The sequence below is a fragment of the Bradyrhizobium sp. SZCCHNR1017 genome (genome assembly GCF_032381375.1).
GTDB lineage: Bacteria > Pseudomonadota > Alphaproteobacteria > Rhizobiales > Xanthobacteraceae > Bradyrhizobium.
On the sequence record NZ_JAUHIR010000021.1, the window covers coordinates 22,528 to 39,416 of the forward strand.

The following is a 16,889-nucleotide window of genomic DNA, read 5'->3' on the forward strand; positions in this document are numbered from 1 at the left end:
GGAGTTCATTGGCGAGCTTGCCGTGATCGTAATCCAGTTGCCCGATCCTCCCCTGGATTGAGATGGACTTGAGCGGGAGCTCGCTCCGAGAGCTGTAGCGGTTTCGAGGATTTTACCGCGCATTGATTTGTCTGCCCGCCATGATCTGCCGACGTGGACGGCTGCGCTACCTCACCTCGTCCGATCCAGTACACATGTTGAAGATCCCTGGAGGCCTGCATGACATACACCGCTGCCGAGCTGTTGGCCGAATGGGTCAGCGCGAGCAAAGTTCCAGAAGAAGCCCGGATCAGCGCGGCGAAATGCGTGCTCGATTTGATGACGGCCGCGATAGCCGGCCATGACACGCCAAATGCGGTGGCCGTGCGCCGAATAGCGAGCGCGACCTGGGGCCATGGATCGGCGGCGATGTGGTTTTCAGGAGAGCGGTCGACCGCTGCGGGGGCAACCTTCGTCAACGCGGCCTCCGCGTGCTCGCTCGATTTGGATGATGGCCACCGCGCCGCTTCGGGGCACCCCGGCGCAGCGATCATTCCGGGGGTATTGTCACTGCTCGGCACTCCGTCCTTGGATGGGCAACGCGCGCTTGCCGCGATTGCCATCGGATATGAGATAGGCGTTCGTATTTCTGCCGCCCGGGATCTACGAAGCGTCCCGACGGTGAACAGCGGCCTCTGGAGCGGTCAAGCCGTTGCCGCAGCGGTTGCTTGGCTGAAGGGGCTGTCGCGGGGCCAGATCGCACACGCGATCTCAATCGCTGGCACGACGGCACCGAGCCAGTCGGCTACTCCATACACCCGCTTCAGAGGCAACAGTGTCAAGGAGGGGATCCCATGGGGAGCCGCCAATGGCATCCTTGCGGTCGATCTGGCCAAGCAGGGCTTCACCGGACCGGTCGATATTCTGGATAGTTCAGAACGTTACGATCGCGCGCGGCTTCTCGACGGGCTCGGAACGAGTTGGCTCATCAACAGCACCTATTTCAAGCCTTATAGTTGCTGCCGTTGGATTCACGCGCCGATTGACGCGCTGATCACATTGCTGAGCGATCATGAGCTTCATCCGGAAGCCATCATCAACATCGACGTGGAGACCTTTGGGAGGTCGTTGACCCTGAGCAACGAGGTTGAGCCGCGTACGCTGGAAGGAGCGCAGTACAGCCTTCCGTTCTGCCTCGGTGTCGCCGCGACCGGCGGCGCAGCGGCGTTGCTCCCCTTGAGCAACGAGTCGCTGACAGACCAAAGAGCCATCGAGATTGCTGGACGCGTCCACATGACCGTCAATCCCGAATTCGACCTCATGTTCCCGGCCGCGGTTCCCGGGCGGGTTCGCATCACCACGGCGTCGGGCTCCTTTGAGCGGACCGTGTTGGCGCCGAAAGGAGAGCCTACGAATCCGATGAGTTGGGACGACATCGGGTCGAAGTTCCAGGCCATTGCAGCTGGTCGCGATGCTCGTGTCGCGGCTGGGATGCCACATGCGATTGGCGCGTTGCGAAGCGGAGATGTTGCGCCGTTGCAATCGATGCTGGAAGCAAGGCTGTTCGCCAGCTCGAATGACGCGTCGCCTGTCGAGCGGCTTGAGGTCGCCGAGTAGGCCCAGCGAGCGATGAGACGGCGGCAAGAAAGTCCTCCTGCCAACAGGTCTACGCAGATCGCTTTGTCCCACCCCCTGGACAGAAGCGCGCGCGAAGCCGGCGAGGAGGCGCCGGCGATCTGGCTTCTGCAGCGCTCCAGCATCATCCTTGCCATGCGGTGTCAATTGGCCTCCTGATATGAAAATTACTTTGAAGCAGCTACCTGTAAAGGTAGTGGTCCGGAATGCGGTCGTATGGCTGTCACGAGAATGGGAAGATCTTCAGTGCAGTGAATACGGCGCTACGATCGCCATCGAATTGAAAAGAATCACACGTCAATCGAATCGACCATAGCCAAGAGACCGGGCCGAGCGTCGCAACGGATCCTCCCTCACGTGCAGGAACGGATACTGCCAGAATGCCCCGTTCCTGTCGGGCGGATTGCGAGGCGAACCGGCGGGTATCAAAGGCGAACCTTGTGTTCGCGGCGAAGCTGCTCGGCTGTTTGAGCACAGGGTCCGTCACAGCCGCCATCTACGCTCGAATGGTCCGGATTTGTTGAGCACTGGACTGTCGTCGTTCGCGACGACATATGCGTGCTTGAGGGAACGGTGTGGCGTCTTCCATTATTCCAGGGCAGCTTGGCTGCGCCGCTCTTGGCCATCGATCCTGCCGCGGGGTGGGCACGGGCGCGCGGCGAATGGCTTACGATAGAAGCGCCGCACGAGAGCGCCGGCGCAGCGGGACTTCATCCGGAGCTGATCTCCGATCGCGCGGCGCAATGCCTGGAACATCAGCTCGATCCTGCGGATTGAGCGGAGCGCGTTGACTTGGGCGATATGGCATGGGCGAGGTCGCTTGACCGAGATTGGTCGGGCCGACGGGAAGCGCTCGTCAAACGTGCGTGAGCACTAGTGGAGAAGCTCGCGTGAGCCTCAAGTGTAAGCAGCTGCCTTCTCGGTCATCTGCTGAAATCTTTAGCAAGTCGACCCGAGGCGAGCTTGGCGCCGCACACAGTAGCGCGGCCGGCGCGATTTGAGTGAAACCGAAAGTCACTGGAATACGCAAAATCCACTGTGTTGCGCTCGATCGGTGTCAACTCCGCAGATTGATAGCTCCGTGCAGGAGCCCTCGTTGCTAGCCTCTGCAAACCTTGGTGAGAGAGCGGAAATGGCAGGGACGAGTGTGTAATGAGCGAGTTCAACTGGCGGTCGTCCGAGTCTTACAAGAAGCTCGAAACAGCCGATGCGGCCGACTTTGCCTGGGAATGTCTACGTCGTAATCCAGACTATCGGCGAGATTACAGCGGTCTGCTCGCACAAGACAAAGACGGCCCGACCGATCCTGAATTCCGGCAGCGATGGGGGCTTTCTTTTCGCGGCTGACCCAATGCGCCGGTTTGATGCTCAGGCCATATTCTGGGCGCCGGAAGTGCTGCCGACTGTGCTTCGCCTTGCTCCGACCTCGCAAGGCTCGCTTGCGCCATTCTCTCATCTCGACCTTCGCGGATCGCCCGGCGCCGAGCTGAGACGGGCGTCCGACGGCTGGTACGCGGTGCTGCAGTTGGGCGGCGCCACGCACCGGCTGATGCTCTCCCGGCTTCCGGCGAAGGGGACGGCCGTGGCTGTCGAACTGCCGCTCGACCGTGATTTCGATTTGCAGACGCGCGCGGCCTATCGGCTTTGGACGGCGCTGAGACGAGGTCCGGTCCGGCTGCCGGCTCACACCGGGCCCATTCAACAGCGCCAGCGCCTCGTTCTTGCGTTGCGCGCCTTGGATGGCCACCTCGAGGGTCAGAACTATCGGGCGATCGCCACGGTTCTGTTCGGGTCCGAGCGGGTTGAAGATCGGGGATGGAAAACGCACGACCTGCGCAGCCGGACGATCCGGCTGGTTCAAACAGGTCAGACCCTGATCCGAGGCGGCTATCGAAATCTGCTGCGTAGCCAACGGCGATCAGCATGATCGGCGCGCTGGTCCGTCTCGCAGCCGCCGCGGAAAGTCGACCCTCTCGCAAGGACTGCATGAGGGATGCGAAAACTCAGTCATTCGGCTTGGCCGATGTCCTGAGCGCATTACTCGTCGTCGCGCGAGCGGAGAAGTTCAGCCATCTGCAGCACCTTTCGGCGAAGCCGCTCGTCGGATATGCCGAAATAGAGCTCGAGCAGTTGGCGAGATTCGCGTTTGGTCACAAGCTCACTGAAGTCCGCCGTCTGCTCATGAGACGCCTCTGGCACAGCGGCGCCTGCCTTGACGTCAATCTCGTCAAAGAACCACGTGATCGGAACAGCGAGCTGGTTTGCGATTTCGTACAGCCGAGATGCGCTGATCCGGGTCTCGCCCGCTTCATACTTCTGAATGAGCTGAGCTGTCACGCCGAGGCGTCTTGCCAGGTCATCCTGGCTGAGATCGAGCAGGTTCCGTCGCAGGCGCAAGCGCGTTCCGACATGCTGATCGACATGATTGGGCTTCTTGGATGACCTCCTGAGCCGCTTGCCTTGGTTGCGGGACACAGCGGGGCGGCCGTCAGGGAGCTGTTTGGAAGTCGCCACGTCCGCTTACCTCATGCCGTATCCAAGATGTTCGTCCATGAAGCATCAATCTCAGCTTGAAACAATCAACCAGAATTATGTCATTCACGCTACAACTACAAAGGATAGATCAAATGCAATCGTCGCCAGCCACGGTTTGATGTGCGTGACGTAGCAAAGGGCAAGGAATGTCGATGCAGGATTGCTGTCCTCAATCTGGCCGCGTGCCTTCCAATCTGAAGATCGATCATGGTCCGATCAGCCTCCTGGGACGCTTCTTCCTCGCCGCTGACACCGCCGCCCAAGAGCGTGGCGTCAGCGTCTATTTTGCGAGCCTACAGGATTTGCTCGACATCAACAGCGCAAATTCCGACAGCTGGCGACCGCTGGTGCCGATCTTCCAGCCCGACCTCGGCGGCGCGACAGCTGAGAACACCTTCGTCATGGTCGGAAAAGACAAGGACGGGGAGATCGTCGCGACACAGGCGGGTCGGTACTACGACTGGACAGCCACGACGCTGTTCGAGGAAGCCATCTCGCTTCGTATGTTCTACGCAGATCCGGCAGCCGCCTTGGCGCGCGGCGACGGCTGTCTGATTGCGACCCCGGTGGCGTCGACGATTGCGGGGAGGGTCGTGTTTTCCGGCGCCGGCTGGTACCGGCGCGATTTTCGCGGCAGAGGGTTGGCGCGAATCCTGCCCCGGATTTCGCGTGCCTATGCTCATGCGCGCTGGAATACGGATTTCACGATCAGCATGATGGCCGACGCTGTGATTGCCGGCGGCATGGCGGATCGCACCGGCTACACCCGGATCGAGCGGTCGAGCGTCGAACTGGTCGTATCTCCGCTCGGATCGATGCGCTGTGGTCTTGTCTGGATGCCGGTGCAGGAGATGCTGGCCGATCTGGAGGCCGCCATGGGCGTAAGCTGGCGCGAGGAATCCGATCCGCGCGCAGCGGCGATGTGAGCAGAGCCGGCTCTCAATGTCGGGGGAAAGCATGCAGGGACCGCTGGGTCACCGGGAAGCCGAGGCATATGTCAGGCACCTGTTCGCGTGTATCGACGCTCACGACTGGGCAGGCTTGTCCAGCCTGCTGGACGACGGTGCCGTCTATGAGCGTCCAGGATATGAGCCCTTTGTCGGCAAGTTGGCCATCATGCAGTTCTATCGCCACGAGCGCATCGTGGCCTCGGGAGAGCACCTGCTTGAGCAGGTGCTGAGCAATGGCGAACAGATCGCCTGCTGGGGCAGCTTTGCGGGCCAGGACAAGAATGGGCGTCCCTTGAAGGCCAGATTTGCCGATGTCTATCATCTCAGCGGTGGCCGCATCGGCCTGCGGCGGACGTTCTTCGACAGTCCGGCGCTCTGATCAGCGCAGTGGCCACGCGCTCTCGGCACCAGTGAACAACTGCTCGCCCCAGGGGGCATCGACAGGATGGGGGCTGCGGTGCAGCCGGCAGGCATTGGCCACAGATGCTTGGTTGGACATCGTTTGGGCCAATGCGTGTACAGCGCGGGCGTCAGGCCGTCATGGCGCGCGTCTCGGAACGCCAGGCTGCCGCCTGCAAGGCCTCGCCGTCCATCCCTGTGCGGGGCAGCCCGAGATGGGACAGCACTGTCGGCGCGATGTCGATGACGCGCGCGGGTGACTTGCGGATCCGACCCGGACTGAAGCCTTCGCCCCATGCCATCAGGAACGGAGCCTGCTCGTAGGTCCCGAGTCCCCCATGCTGTCCGCATCCAAGTCGGTCGGGCTTGCCGAGGGCAGGCTTGGCCGCGAGGCTCGAACCGCGGATTCCGAAGCGGTTGGGGACGTCGCTGGACCGCATGGACACAGCAAAGGCAAGGCCGCCGGTGTGAGCTTGTCCAACGCGGTCGAGCTCGTCCGGCCCAAAGACCTGCCCGGCCCAATCACTGCGTTCCAGAAGCGATCGCACGTTCTGCAGCGAGGGGCCGCGCTGGGAATCGACATAGATCAAGGCCGAGGTCCCGTTCGAGATGGCCAGAATCTCGTCGGACATGGGGTTGGCTTTGAGACCCGCGGTGATCAGCGCTGCATCGATGTCGACGATGTCCTCGACCGTTTGATGACCATGATCGGATCCGATCAGAAGGAGGATGTCCTCGCCCTGGTCGCGCTGTCTTTCGACGGCTGCGATCACCTCGGCCGCCCGACGATCCGCCTCCGCCAGCACGGCAAGATGGTCCGGAGAACCGAGCGGTGCGTTGTGTTGAACGTGGTCCGGTTCGCCAAGCCACAAAATGCCGACCGCCGGGCGACGCTTCACCATCACGTCGTCGATGAAGCGGGCTGTCATCCTGGCGTCACCGCCGCTGTCCAGCGTGACGTCCAATCGATCGCCGGCCGCCACTTCAATGCGGCCAGGTCCGAACGAGCCGGCCCGGTGATAGACAAATCCATGCCCGTCGGGATCATGGGCATAGGCAGCCCCGGGGGACACGTTGCTGAAGACGATCTGGCCACCCACGGTCTTGACGCGTTCCGCCAGGGTCGGCACTTGCAGTGAGGATCCCGTGACTCGGCGCTTGTGTTGCAGAAACTGCGGATCTCCGGCGTCGCGCAGCACCAACCTGCCGGATTCGATCAGGGCAACGGAATTGCCTTGCAGTCCATGTCTTGCCGGAGTGCATCCGGTTGCAACACTCGCCGACACGACGCGTGTGCACGAAGGAAAGACGGTCCGGTAGTCCTCAAACCATTCGGCGCGCGCGGCGAAATCTGCGAGATGGGGCGTGGTCGCAGGCGAAATGAGGTCCCGTCGAAGTCCGTCGAGGATCATGATGACAACACGCTTCATGGTCAAAGGTCCACCTCATTGAGTGCGACACTGAAAATATCGAAATTGCGCAAAGTGCGCCCGTCGGGCGCGCCCGGGCTCGCGCGAAGCCGATGAGACAGGATGAAGGGGACGCGCTGCTCGGCGAGACCGCCATGCGAGCGCAGCCTTGCGCCCGCCAGGTTGGAAAGCTCGTGGTCGCACGCCCGGGCGCCCAGGGCGATTCCCTTTGCTGCGATCACGCAGACGTCGCCCTCGCGGTCGCGCGGCAGCTCGAAGCGGGCGGCCGCATCGTCTCCGGTCAAGGCGAGACCGACGCCCGGAAGCCCCGCGAGAAACGAAACGACGTCTGAGGCGCGCAGGACTGGATCCAGGAGGTGAACCCGGACGAAGCCGCCGAGCGCGCCGTGATGGCGGACGAACGGGTCGGTGATGGGACAGATCACCCGCGTCCGCCCGAGGCCGAAGACTGCGTCGAGCTGATCGCCGAGATACATGACATTGGGCGAACCATCGGCGTGCGCCATATCACTCATACCGTGATCGGCGACGATCCCGACGAGCGCGCCCTCGGCGAGCAGTGCGCCGAGCCTCTGATCCACCTTGGCCATGAACGCCAGGGCTTCCGGCTCGTGCGGTGCGTAGGCGTGCTGGACATAGTCGGACAGCGACAAATAGATCAGATCAGGACGATGATCCGCCAAGAGCCTGAGACCCGCGTCCAGGACGAACAGGGACAGGTCCGCCGAATACTGATGAGGGACGGAGCGGCCGATCCGCGCGGGCACGTCTGCAATGCCATTCTCGGCTTCGCTGCAGCAATCCGCCTTCTCGGCAGAGAACACGATTCCCTTGAGGTCCTTGCCAAGCGCCTTGCGGAGCTTGTCCTTGGCCGTCACGGCGGCCACCTTGGCTCCGGCACGGGAGAAGGCGGAAAGGATCGTCGGCGCTCGCATCGGCGATGCGTCCACCATCATCACCTCCTCTCCGCTCGCGGCATCGATGTAGAAGTTGCCCGACACCCCGTGGTGCGCCGGCGCGACCCCGGTGACGATCGAAACGTTGTTTGGATTGGTGAAGGTCGGTATGGCCGCGAGCGCCGTGGTCGCAAAGCCGTCGCGTCGCATGCGATCGAGGGCAGGGACGATGCCCGCGCTGCTCGCCGCTGCGATATAGTCGGGATCGCAGCCGTCGAAGCAGATGATGACAGTGGAAACGCGCGGCCAATTGTAGACCCGTCCGTTCACTTCGATCTGCGTGTCGGAACCCGTTGTCGGCTCGGTGGCGGATGAATATCGCATCAATGATCAACCCGTGTTGGCAGGCGGCAGGTGTGAGCAACCCAGGCGGCGCTCTGAAGCAGCTCACGGTCAGAGCCATGACGCCCAATGAGCTGGAGACCGATCGGCAAGCCGTGTGCGCCGCAGAGCAGCGGCAGTGAGACGACAGGCAGACCGCACAGGCTCCAGGGCATGGCAAGACTCCCCGAGCCGGGACCTTCATCGAGCCTTGTCGCCTCGCCCGGCGCCGAAAGGGTCACAAGCACATCGTGCTGCGCGAACAGCTTCGACGTCAGTCCGATCAAGCGATCGGCCGACGCGTTCAACTCGATGTAACGTTTTGCGCCGAGCGCAATGCCTGCGGCAATTCCATCCTGCAGCGGTGGACACAGCTCGGCAGACAGATGCTGGGGTAGATCGCCGAAGCGAGCCGCCAGATGAGCGTTCAAAAGGCCAAGAGCCACCTCGATCGCACCGCCGAACTCGCTCGGAAGATCCAGCTCGTGGACTGCAACCGGCAACGCACCGATGAAGGCCGTCAAAGCCTCGCCCGCGTCCGGAGCGACCTGCTCGAATCCCGGTCCGCGCACTACAGCGAGCCTCGGAGGGCGTCCGATCCGATCGGCGGCGCTGTCGACAACGGGATCAAATGCGCCGGCAAACAAGCAGAGATCCTGGACGGATCTCGCGAGATAGCCAATCTGCGCAAGCCGCGGCACCAGGATGTTGGAGCCTTCCATGCTTGCAAACCCGAACGACGGCTTGAAGGCATACGCTCCGCAGAACGATGCCGGCAGCACCGTCGAGGCGGTGTGCTGAGTCCCGAGTGCAAGAGGGACCATTCGGTCGACCACAGCTGCCGCCGAGCCGGCCGAAGACACACCCGGTGAGCGCCCAAGATCATTGGGATTGCGGGCAGCGCTTGGATGATACATGCCGAACTCCGACGTCGTCGTCTTGCCGATGATGATGGCGCCCGATCGCCTGAGCATCGCGACCGCCGCGGCGTCCGCTGCCGGGCGACGGTCGCGCAGCAGGCTGCTGCCATATTCCGATGGCATGTCGATCGTATCGAAGACATCCTTGACGCCGACGGGCAGGCCGTGGAGCGGTCCGGAGAGCCGGCCTTCCGATTGCGCCTTGTCGGCGAGGAACGCCTGCTCGCGCGCCGCGTCCACCGCGACATGAGTGAAGGCGTGGACCTCGCCGTCGCGTGCCGCGATGCGAGCGAGGCAGGCCTCGAGTAGTGTGGCCGCGGAGAGGCGTCGTTCGCGTATGGCCGAAGCTGCAGCCGTGGCTGTCAGCTGCGAAGGATCGCCATCCATCTCGCAAAGCTGACGCCGACTGTGTGGGATCGCGATGGTCATGATCGGCCCGTCTCCTCGAGGGTCTCGGCAGGTGCGAATGAGCTGGCGCTGGTCCCGCGGAGCCGTGAAGGCCAGGCGAACGCGTGTCGAGGCATCATCCCGTCACGAAAGGTCAGGACGCATGATGCGAAGACGACGCCCTGGAGCACCTGCACCCAGGCCCCATAGGGAGCGAGAAAGTGCTGCATTGTGACCAGGACCGCGGCGCCGACCAAGGGTCCGCTCAATGTGCCGAGGCCCCCGATGAGGCACATCAGAACAGCCTCTCCGGAGAGGTGCCAGTGCGCGCCGGACAAAGTCGCGAGCTGAAAGGCAACCGCACTCAGTGACCCGGCGAGGCCGGCACAGCTGGCGGCGATCGCAAAGGCGAACAGCTTGAGGCCCCGGGCATTCTGACCAAGGGACAAGGCGCGCCGCTCGTCGTCGCGGACCGCGACAAGCATCATCCCAAGCTGAGACGACAGCAGCCGCTTGATGCCGAAATGGACGGAGCAGAAGGCTGCGACGGCAAGCGCATAGACGGCGAGGTCGTTGCGCAGATCGATCAGACCGAACAGGAGGCCGCGTGGCACCGCCTGCAGTCCGTCCTCGCCATGCGTGAAGCTCGACTGCACGAACACGAAGTAGACCATCTGGGCGACGGCAAGCGTGATCATGGCTTGATAGATGCCACGCCGCCGGATCGCCAGCGCTCCCATGACGATGCCGAGCAGAATAGCGGCAGTGATCCCCGCCAGCATGGCCAGCTCCGGGGACATCGCCCAGTGCTTCAGCGCATGCGCGGTGACATAGGCGGCCGTCCCGTAGAGAGCCGCCTGTCCGAACGACATGACCCCGGCGAACCCCAGCAGGAAGTTGAACGACGCGGCGAGAATCGCAAAGCAGAAGATCTTGACCAGGAAGATCGGGTAGAGCAGTGCCGGCAGGACAGCGAGTGCAGCTGCGATGATGACGACGATCAGGATGCGCTCGTATTTCTTGTCCGCGCGTACATCCGGCGTGGCCGTGACCGGGGGAGGAATGCCGGCAAAGGAATGATGACGCAGCACCTCGATGCCGAACAGGCCCTGTGGCCGGACCGACAGGACGATGCACATGAAAGCGAAGATCATGACATTGGCCGCTTGCGGGAACACCGCCAGTGTCGCGCTCTCGAGCAATGCCAGGCAGTAGGCCGCCAGGATCGTCCCTCCGAGGGAGCCCATCCCGCCGATCACAATGATGGCGAAGACAACAAGCAGGACGTCAGACCCCATCAACGGACTCACCTGATAGATCGGCGCCGCAAGAGCGCCGGCGAGGCCCGCAAGAGCCGCGCCCAGCCCAAAGGTTGCCGTCATCACCGCGGGAATCGGGACGCCCAGCGCTTCGGCCATCGTGGCGTTTTCGGAAGCCGCCCGAAGCGTCGCTCCAGCCTTGGTTCGTGCGATCGCGCTCCACACCCCAAGGCAAACAATAAAGGCGACCATGACGACCCACAGCCGGTAGACGGGGAACACTGCAAAGCCGAGATCGACCACGTCCGACAGCCAGGCGGGCGTCGTGAAGGGCAGTCCCGTAGAGCCGAAGATGACCTGAAATCCGCCCTGGATCGCGGTTGCGAGCCCGAAGCTCAGCATGAATCCATAGAGCGGATCGAGACTGTAGGTCCGCCGCAACAAGAGTCGCTCCAGCACCATCCCGGTCGATCCAACCAGAACGGCAGCCGCACACAGGCCCACGAGATAGGGAAGACCAAGGCGCGCAACGGCCGCCCAGGCGGCAAATGCACCCATCATGTAGAGCGCGCCGTGGGCCATGTTGAGGATGTTCAAGAGCCCGAAGATCAATGCGAGGCCGAGGCAGAGCAGGGCATAGAACGATCCATTGACCAGACCGATGGTGAGATAGGAGAGAACGAGGTTTGACATAGGGATTCACACGGCAACGTATTTGGAGAGGCGCGCTTCGATGCGCTCGGCCTCGCAGGTCGGGCAATTGTCGACAACCAGTCCGTTCTCGATTGCAACAACCCGGTCAGCGACGCCCAGCACGAAAGCGAGGTTCTGTTCGACCAGCAGGATGGTGTAGCCGCGCTGCTTGAGGGCGGTGATCGCCTGTTCGATCTGGCGGATGATGATGGGGGCCAGCCCCTCCGTCGGCTCGTCCAGCAGCAGAGTTCGGGCACCGGATCGCAGGATCCGCCCGATCGCCAGCATCTGTTGTTCGCCGCCGCTCAGCTGCCCGCCGAGATGGCGGGGCCGCGACCTGAGATTCGGAAACAGTTCGAAGATCTCATCATCACTCATGCCGGAGCCGCCCAGCGTGGGCGATAGCGCCATGTTCTCGGCCACGGTGAGGCTGGCGAAGATCCCTCGCTCTTCCGGACAGTAACCGAGACCAAGATGCGCGCGCTCCGATGGACGCAGCGAACGCACCTCTCGCCCCTGCACCAGCACATGCCCCGACTGCCGCTGCAACAGGCCCATGATGGCGCGCAGGATGGTGCTCTTGCCGGCGCCGTTGCGGCCCAGCAGCACGACGACCTCACCCTCCGATACGGTGAAGTCGATCCCGAACAGCGCCTGGACCTCGCCATACCAGGCTTTGAGGTTGGATATCGCAAGCGGAAGGCTTGCTTCGCTTCGTTCCGGATCAAGCATCAGCGGCTGCACCGAGATAGGCGGCGCGGACGCGGTGGTCGCGCGCAACGTCTTGATAGGATCCGTCGCTCAGAACGGCGCCGTTCGCCAGGACGGTGACGTGGTCCGCGAGCCGTTCGACGACCTTGAGATTGTGTTCAACCAGCAGGACGCAGCAATCCTGCGCTGCGTCGGCAATCATCTCGACGACTGGACCGATGTCTTCCCGGCCGAGCCCCGACGTCGGCTCGTCGAGAAGCAGGAGGCGAGGTTTGAGGGCGAGCGTGGTTGCAATTTCGAGCAGGCGCCGCCGGCCATAGGAGAGTTCACGCGCCTGCCTGCGTCGGTCGGAGGTCAGGCCAGCTCGCGCGAGCAGAGTCTCGTTGTGAGGGGCGAGATCGCCGCTGACGCGGCGGCGCAACAGCCGGAGCGGTGGGCTGGCATGGGCCTGCGCCACCAACATGTTCTCCTCGACCGACAATTCGGGAAATACCGCGCAGATCTGGAAAGATCGGGCCAGCCCGAGCCTGGCCAGCCGATTGGCAGGCCAGGCCGTGACGTCGCGTCCAAACAGTTCGATCTGACCGCGGGTGGGCTTGATGAAGCCGCTGATCGCGTTGAACAGGGTGGATTTGCCTGCTCCGTTGGGACCGATCACCGCGTGAATGCAGCCTTCCCGAAGGTCGAGCGACACCTCGTTCAAGGCGACGAAGTCCTTGAACTGAACCGTCAGAGCACGAACCTTCAGCACGGGATTGGTCGGCAGCGGGGCAGAGACAGCTCTCGGATCTTCGAAAGCCTGGAGCGAGGCGCTGGCGACCATGTTTATTGCGCCTTGGCCGCCTGCGAGCTGCAGCCGGATGCCGACGCGGGACGGAATGCCGCGCTCGCAGGAACCGTGGCTGTGCGGACGTAGAAGTCCCACGGCTCCTTGCTTTCGGCAGGCGCCTTCACGCGATAGACGCCGATGTCATAGGTCACCCGTCCATTCGCCTGAATGTGCGCCACGCTGCCGAAGCGGTCGACCGGCAGCTGCCGCATCTGGTCGTTGACAGAAGCGGCGTCGTCGCTGTTCCCTGCCCGTGCGGCCTTCAAATAGTGCAGCACGCTGACATAGACGCCGGCCTGCTCACGCGTTGGCATCCGTCCATGGGCGGCAAAAAACCGCCGGGCGAATGCGCGCGTCGCATCATTGTCGTTCCAGTAGAAGCCGGTGCTGATGATCAGGTTCTGCGCGGTCTCCAGACCGATACTATTGATATCCGTTACGAAGGCGTGTAGCGCGGCCAGCTTTTGCCCGGACCGCGTGATCCCGAATTGGCCGGCTTGCTTGATGGCGTTGATAGTGTCGGCGCCGGCGCTGGCAAGCGCGATCACCTCGGCGGAGGAACTGCGCGCCCTCACCAGGAGTGTGGAGAAGTCGGCGGTGCCGAGCGGATGGCGAGCGCTGCCGGTCACCTTGCCGCCGCGCTCGTCCACGACCTGTTGGGCTACTCCCTCCAGATCATGGCCAAAGGAGTAATCCGCGGTGAGGAAGAACCAGGTCTTCAAGCCCTGGTCGAGCAGCGACGCCGCAGTGCCGCGCGCCAGCGCATAGGTGTCGTCGGTCCAGTGTGTGACATAGGGCGAACAATAGCGGCCCGTGATGTCGGTAGAGGCTGCGCCGGATATCAGAAGCGAGCGCTTCTTATCGGTTGCGAGCGGGATCAATCCGAAAACCACGCCCGAATGCGGCAGATCGACGATGGCATCGACGCCGCGCCGGTCAAACCATTCGCGGGCGATGCTGGAGGCGATGTCCGGCTTGTTCTGATGATCTGCCGTGACGATCTCGATCGGGGTGCCGTCGACGGTTCTCCCGAAATCGGCAACGGCCATCCGGGCCGCGAGGATCGAGCCAGGACCACCAACGTCGGCGACCACGCCGCTCTGATCTCCCATGACGCCGATCACGACCTTGCCGTCCGAGAATTCCGCCAATGCGGCACTCATCGAGACGGAGAGAAATGCAACCGACAGCAGAATGCTTCGCATGGTCAGCCCCCTATCATTATTGGCAGGGGGTGCTTAGCCGGGTTCGCTGACACATTTGTGACGAACGCGGTACAATTGGGCTATTCGGGATGGCAGTTGTCGTAGCGACCGCGACGGGGCACACATGGGTCCTGACCCAAACCCGACTCAGGCTGTGACGTGACCACCTCAAACCTGAAACTGCGCGACGGCGAGACCGACAACGCCGATACGATCCTGGAAGACCGGGTCCTGGTTGCCAGAATATGCTGGTACTACTTCAAGGAAGGGCAGACCCAGGAAGCGATATCGCAGCGGCTGAACATGACGCGGAAGCGCGTCAATCGGATCCTCGGGCTCGCGCGGGAAAGCGGCTTCGTACAGATCACGATCACCGATCCCGCCGGGCAGAGAACGAAACTCGAGGCGGAGCTCGCTGCACGATACGGCTTGATGCAAGCCATCGTGGTCCCAACCCCTATGACCGACCCGGACGTCAGGTCGTTTCTGGGAGCGGCAGCTGCCAACTACGTCGCTGAACGGCTCCCCGCGGACGGCTCGCTTGGAATTACCTGGGGAGGGACGATCAACGCAGCCGCCCAGAACCTGAGGCCGCGTCAGGGGCAGAACACCAAGGTCGTCCTGCTCTGCGGCGGATTGGCGGAAAGCGCGCCGATCAATCCGTACGACAACGCTGCGATGATCGCTCGCGCGCTCGGAGCCCGCTGTTATTATCTCACAGCGCCCATGTTCGTCGACGACGCGGCCTTCCGAGACCTCATCGTGGACAGCGAGCCGGTTCGCTCCGTGCTGGCCATGGTGCCAAGTCTGGACATGGCCCTCTTGAGCGCGATCGACCTTTCCGAGCAGTCAAAGGTGCTCGAATACAACGTCATCTCGCGCAAGACCTGGACATCGCTGCGAGCGGCCGGCGCGGTCGGAGACATTTGCGGCCACTACCTCGATCGCAGGGGCAAGCGAGTGGATCATCCGCTGTCGCGGCGGACCATCAATCCGCCTTGGGACCACATTCATCGGATCAAGCACCGGGTTCTGGCAGCGGGAGGACTGCAGAAGGTCGCGATCATTCGCGCCGCGCTGCTGGCCGGGCTCTGTCATGTTCTCGTGACTGATGAAAATGCGGCGGAGAAGCTGCTGGTCGACTAGGTGGGCATTGCATGCGCAGCCGCTTCGTTCCTGGCGCGGCGGCTCGACCGCTTACTCGCTCGGTGTCAGCCGGCGAGCAGGTCGAGGGCCCTAGACCGGCCAGGGCAGGGAGTAGGTTTTCACCTGCGTGAAGCTGCGCATCGCCTCCAGGATGCCCTCCTTGTGACCGAGGCCGGACTGCTTGATGCCGCCGAACGGAGTGAGTTCGGTGCGATAGCCGGGAACTTCCCACACATTGACGGAGCCGACCGCGAGGCCCTCGATGAGCCTCGTGACGTGATCGAGGCGGTTGGAGCAGACGGCGGCGGAAAGTCCGAACTTGGTGGCGTTCGCAATCCTGATGATCTCGTCGATATCATTGTTGCATCGGATGATCGGCAGAACCGGGCCGAACGTCTCCTCGGCAACGAGCTCGCAAGCGGGCGAGACATGATCGAGCAGCGTGGGAGGATAAAAGGCGCCGCGAGGTTCACCGCCGAGCAGAAGCCTGGCACCTGCCGCGACCGCACCGGCCACGCGTCTGGCAATCAGCTGGGCTGCGTCTTCGCTGATGACGGTGCCGAGATCAACGCAAGGGTCGCTGGGGTCGCCTGTTGAGAGCTGCTGCATGTGGTGCAGGGCCCTCTCGGCGAAGTGATCGGCAAGCTCCTCCACGACGAGCGCCCGCTTCACGGCCGTACAGCGTTGACCGGAATGTCTGACTGCGCCCTGCACGGCCAGATGCGCGGCCCGATCGACGTCCGCATCCGAAAGGACGATGAACGGATCGTTCCCACCCAGTTCGAGGACAAGCCGCCGGTAACCTGCCCGTTCCGCGATCTGGTGCCCGACGCGAACCGACCCCGTGAATGTCACGAGCTCGGCGTCCTCATCGGTGAACACGCAATCTCCAAGATCGCGCGGCGTTCCGGTCACGATCGAGAGCATGCCCTCTGGCAAGCCTTGTTCGCGGAGGATCCTGCCCAGCGCAAGTGCCGTCAGGGGCGTCTGCTCCGACGGCTTGAGCACCACGCGGTTGTTGGTCGCTATTGCCGGCGCCAGCTTGTGGCTGACCAGGTTCAGCGGATGATTGAAGGGGGTGATGGCCGCGATGACCCCCGCGATCGGCGTACGCATTGAAAAAATGCGCCGTTGATGAGGGTTTCCGCCGATGTCTCCAGGGTAGATCTCGCCATCATTTTGAATCAGCGCATGGGCGGCAAACGACCAGACGTCGCAGGCGCGCCTGGTTTCATGCAGGGAGTCCCTCAGACAGAGACCGGTCTCGGCGGTTATGAGCTGTGCGAGCCGGTTCTGATCTCTTGCGATCGCACGCGCAGCGCCGAGCAGGATATCGGACCTTTCGCGGCGGCTCAGCTTTGGGCGGAAGCGCGCGGCTGCCGCGAATGCCGCCCGTATTTGACGTGGCTCTGCCTGCGGGACCGTCCCGACAAGCGCGCCGGAGAACGGATTCCTGACTTCAATGACGCGATCCGCGTCTGCTGATGCTCCAGCCAGGAGCATCGGCTGGTAGATCGGCTCAACAGCGTGCATG

Annotated in this window: 15 protein-coding genes and 1 pseudogene; 6 read left to right on the plus strand and 10 right to left on the minus strand. The window is 63.0% G+C overall.

What is annotated here, in order from left to right; translation table 11 throughout:
* The first annotated feature begins 219 nt into the window (after positions 1-219).
* From QW863_RS32265 to QW863_RS32275, 3 genes are all read left to right on the plus strand, one after another.
* Positions 220-1,596, plus strand: coding sequence for an MmgE/PrpD family protein (locus QW863_RS32265; protein WP_315769759.1), 1,377 nt, complete (start codon positions 220-222; stop codon positions 1,594-1,596).
* Between the two features lie 1,170 nt (positions 1,597-2,766).
* A complete protein-coding gene (locus tag QW863_RS32270; RefSeq protein ID WP_315716416.1) occupies positions 2,767-2,961 on the plus strand; it encodes a transcriptional regulator domain-containing protein in 195 nt (64 codons plus the stop codon).
* A 4-nt stretch (positions 2,962-2,965) separates the two neighbouring features.
* On the plus strand, positions 2,966-3,541 hold the full coding sequence (locus QW863_RS32275; protein ID WP_315716415.1) for a DUF2285 domain-containing protein: 576 nt from the start codon (positions 2,966-2,968) through the stop codon (positions 3,539-3,541).
* Positions 3,542-3,651: 110 nt separating this feature from the next.
* Here the strand turns inward: QW863_RS32275 and QW863_RS32280 are convergent, their stop codons facing one another.
* Positions 3,652-4,128 carry a helix-turn-helix domain-containing protein gene (locus tag QW863_RS32280; protein WP_315716414.1) on the minus strand — a complete coding sequence of 159 codons (477 nt, stop codon included), beginning with the start codon at positions 4,126-4,128 and terminating at the stop codon, positions 3,652-3,654.
* 167 nt (positions 4,129-4,295) lie between these two features.
* On the opposite strand from QW863_RS32280, the gene QW863_RS32285 reads away from it, so the two are divergent.
* Both QW863_RS32285 and QW863_RS32290 read left to right on the plus strand, forming a co-directional pair.
* Positions 4,296-5,075, plus strand: coding sequence for a hypothetical protein (locus tag QW863_RS32285; RefSeq protein WP_315716412.1), 780 nt, complete (start codon positions 4,296-4,298; stop codon positions 5,073-5,075).
* A gap of 31 nt (positions 5,076-5,106) precedes the next feature.
* A complete protein-coding gene (locus QW863_RS32290; protein ID WP_315716411.1) occupies positions 5,107-5,478 on the plus strand; it encodes a nuclear transport factor 2 family protein in 372 nt (123 codons plus the stop codon).
* Between the two features lie 151 nt (positions 5,479-5,629).
* On the opposite strand, the gene QW863_RS32295 is transcribed toward QW863_RS32290, so the two are convergent.
* The 8 genes and pseudogenes from QW863_RS32295 to QW863_RS32330 form a co-directional block, all read right to left on the minus strand.
* On the minus strand, positions 5,630-6,928 hold the full coding sequence (locus tag QW863_RS32295; RefSeq protein ID WP_315716410.1) for an alkaline phosphatase family protein: 1,299 nt from the start codon (positions 6,926-6,928) through the stop codon (positions 5,630-5,632).
* Positions 6,929-6,930: 2 nt separating this feature from the next.
* Positions 6,931-8,208, minus strand: a complete 1,278-nt coding sequence (phnA, locus tag QW863_RS32300) for a phosphonoacetate hydrolase (RefSeq protein WP_315769762.1) — start codon at positions 8,206-8,208, stop codon at positions 6,931-6,933.
* Positions 8,208-9,554, minus strand: a complete 1,347-nt coding sequence (locus QW863_RS32305) for an amidase (RefSeq protein ID WP_315716408.1) — start codon at positions 9,552-9,554, stop codon at positions 8,208-8,210. Before QW863_RS32305 ends, phnA begins: the two co-directional genes overlap by 1 nt.
* Entirely contained in the window at positions 9,551-10,603 is a 1,053-nt protein-coding gene (locus QW863_RS32310; RefSeq protein ID WP_315716465.1) for a branched-chain amino acid ABC transporter permease, read from the minus strand. The genes QW863_RS32305 and QW863_RS32310 overlap by 4 nt, the downstream gene beginning before the upstream one ends.
* A 6-nt stretch (positions 10,604-10,609) precedes the next feature.
* A pseudogene (locus QW863_RS32315) lies at positions 10,610-11,464 on the minus strand (branched-chain amino acid ABC transporter permease); the annotation flags it as partial.
* Positions 11,465-11,470: 6 nt separating this feature from the next.
* Positions 11,471-12,196, minus strand: coding sequence for an ABC transporter ATP-binding protein (locus QW863_RS32320; RefSeq protein ID WP_315716407.1), 726 nt, complete (start codon positions 12,194-12,196; stop codon positions 11,471-11,473).
* The gene (locus QW863_RS32325) at positions 12,189-12,998 is read right to left on the minus strand and encodes an ABC transporter ATP-binding protein (protein WP_315716406.1); all 810 of its coding nucleotides are present in this window, start codon (positions 12,996-12,998) and stop codon (positions 12,189-12,191) included. The genes QW863_RS32320 and QW863_RS32325 overlap by 8 nt, the downstream gene beginning before the upstream one ends.
* Before the next feature lie 2 nt (positions 12,999-13,000).
* Positions 13,001-14,209 carry an ABC transporter substrate-binding protein gene (locus QW863_RS32330; protein WP_315769764.1) on the minus strand — a complete coding sequence of 403 codons (1,209 nt, stop codon included), beginning with the start codon at positions 14,207-14,209 and terminating at the stop codon, positions 13,001-13,003.
* 159 nt (positions 14,210-14,368) lie between these two features.
* On the opposite strand from QW863_RS32330, the gene QW863_RS32335 reads away from it, so the two are divergent.
* Entirely contained in the window at positions 14,369-15,355 is a 987-nt protein-coding gene (locus QW863_RS32335) for a sugar-binding transcriptional regulator (protein WP_315716404.1), read from the plus strand.
* Between the two features lie 90 nt (positions 15,356-15,445).
* On the opposite strand, the gene phnY is transcribed toward QW863_RS32335, so the two are convergent.
* The gene (gene phnY, locus QW863_RS32340; protein ID WP_315716403.1) at positions 15,446-16,888 is read right to left on the minus strand and encodes a phosphonoacetaldehyde dehydrogenase; all 1,443 of its coding nucleotides are present in this window, start codon (positions 16,886-16,888) and stop codon (positions 15,446-15,448) included.
* Position 16,889: the final 1 nt, after the last annotated feature.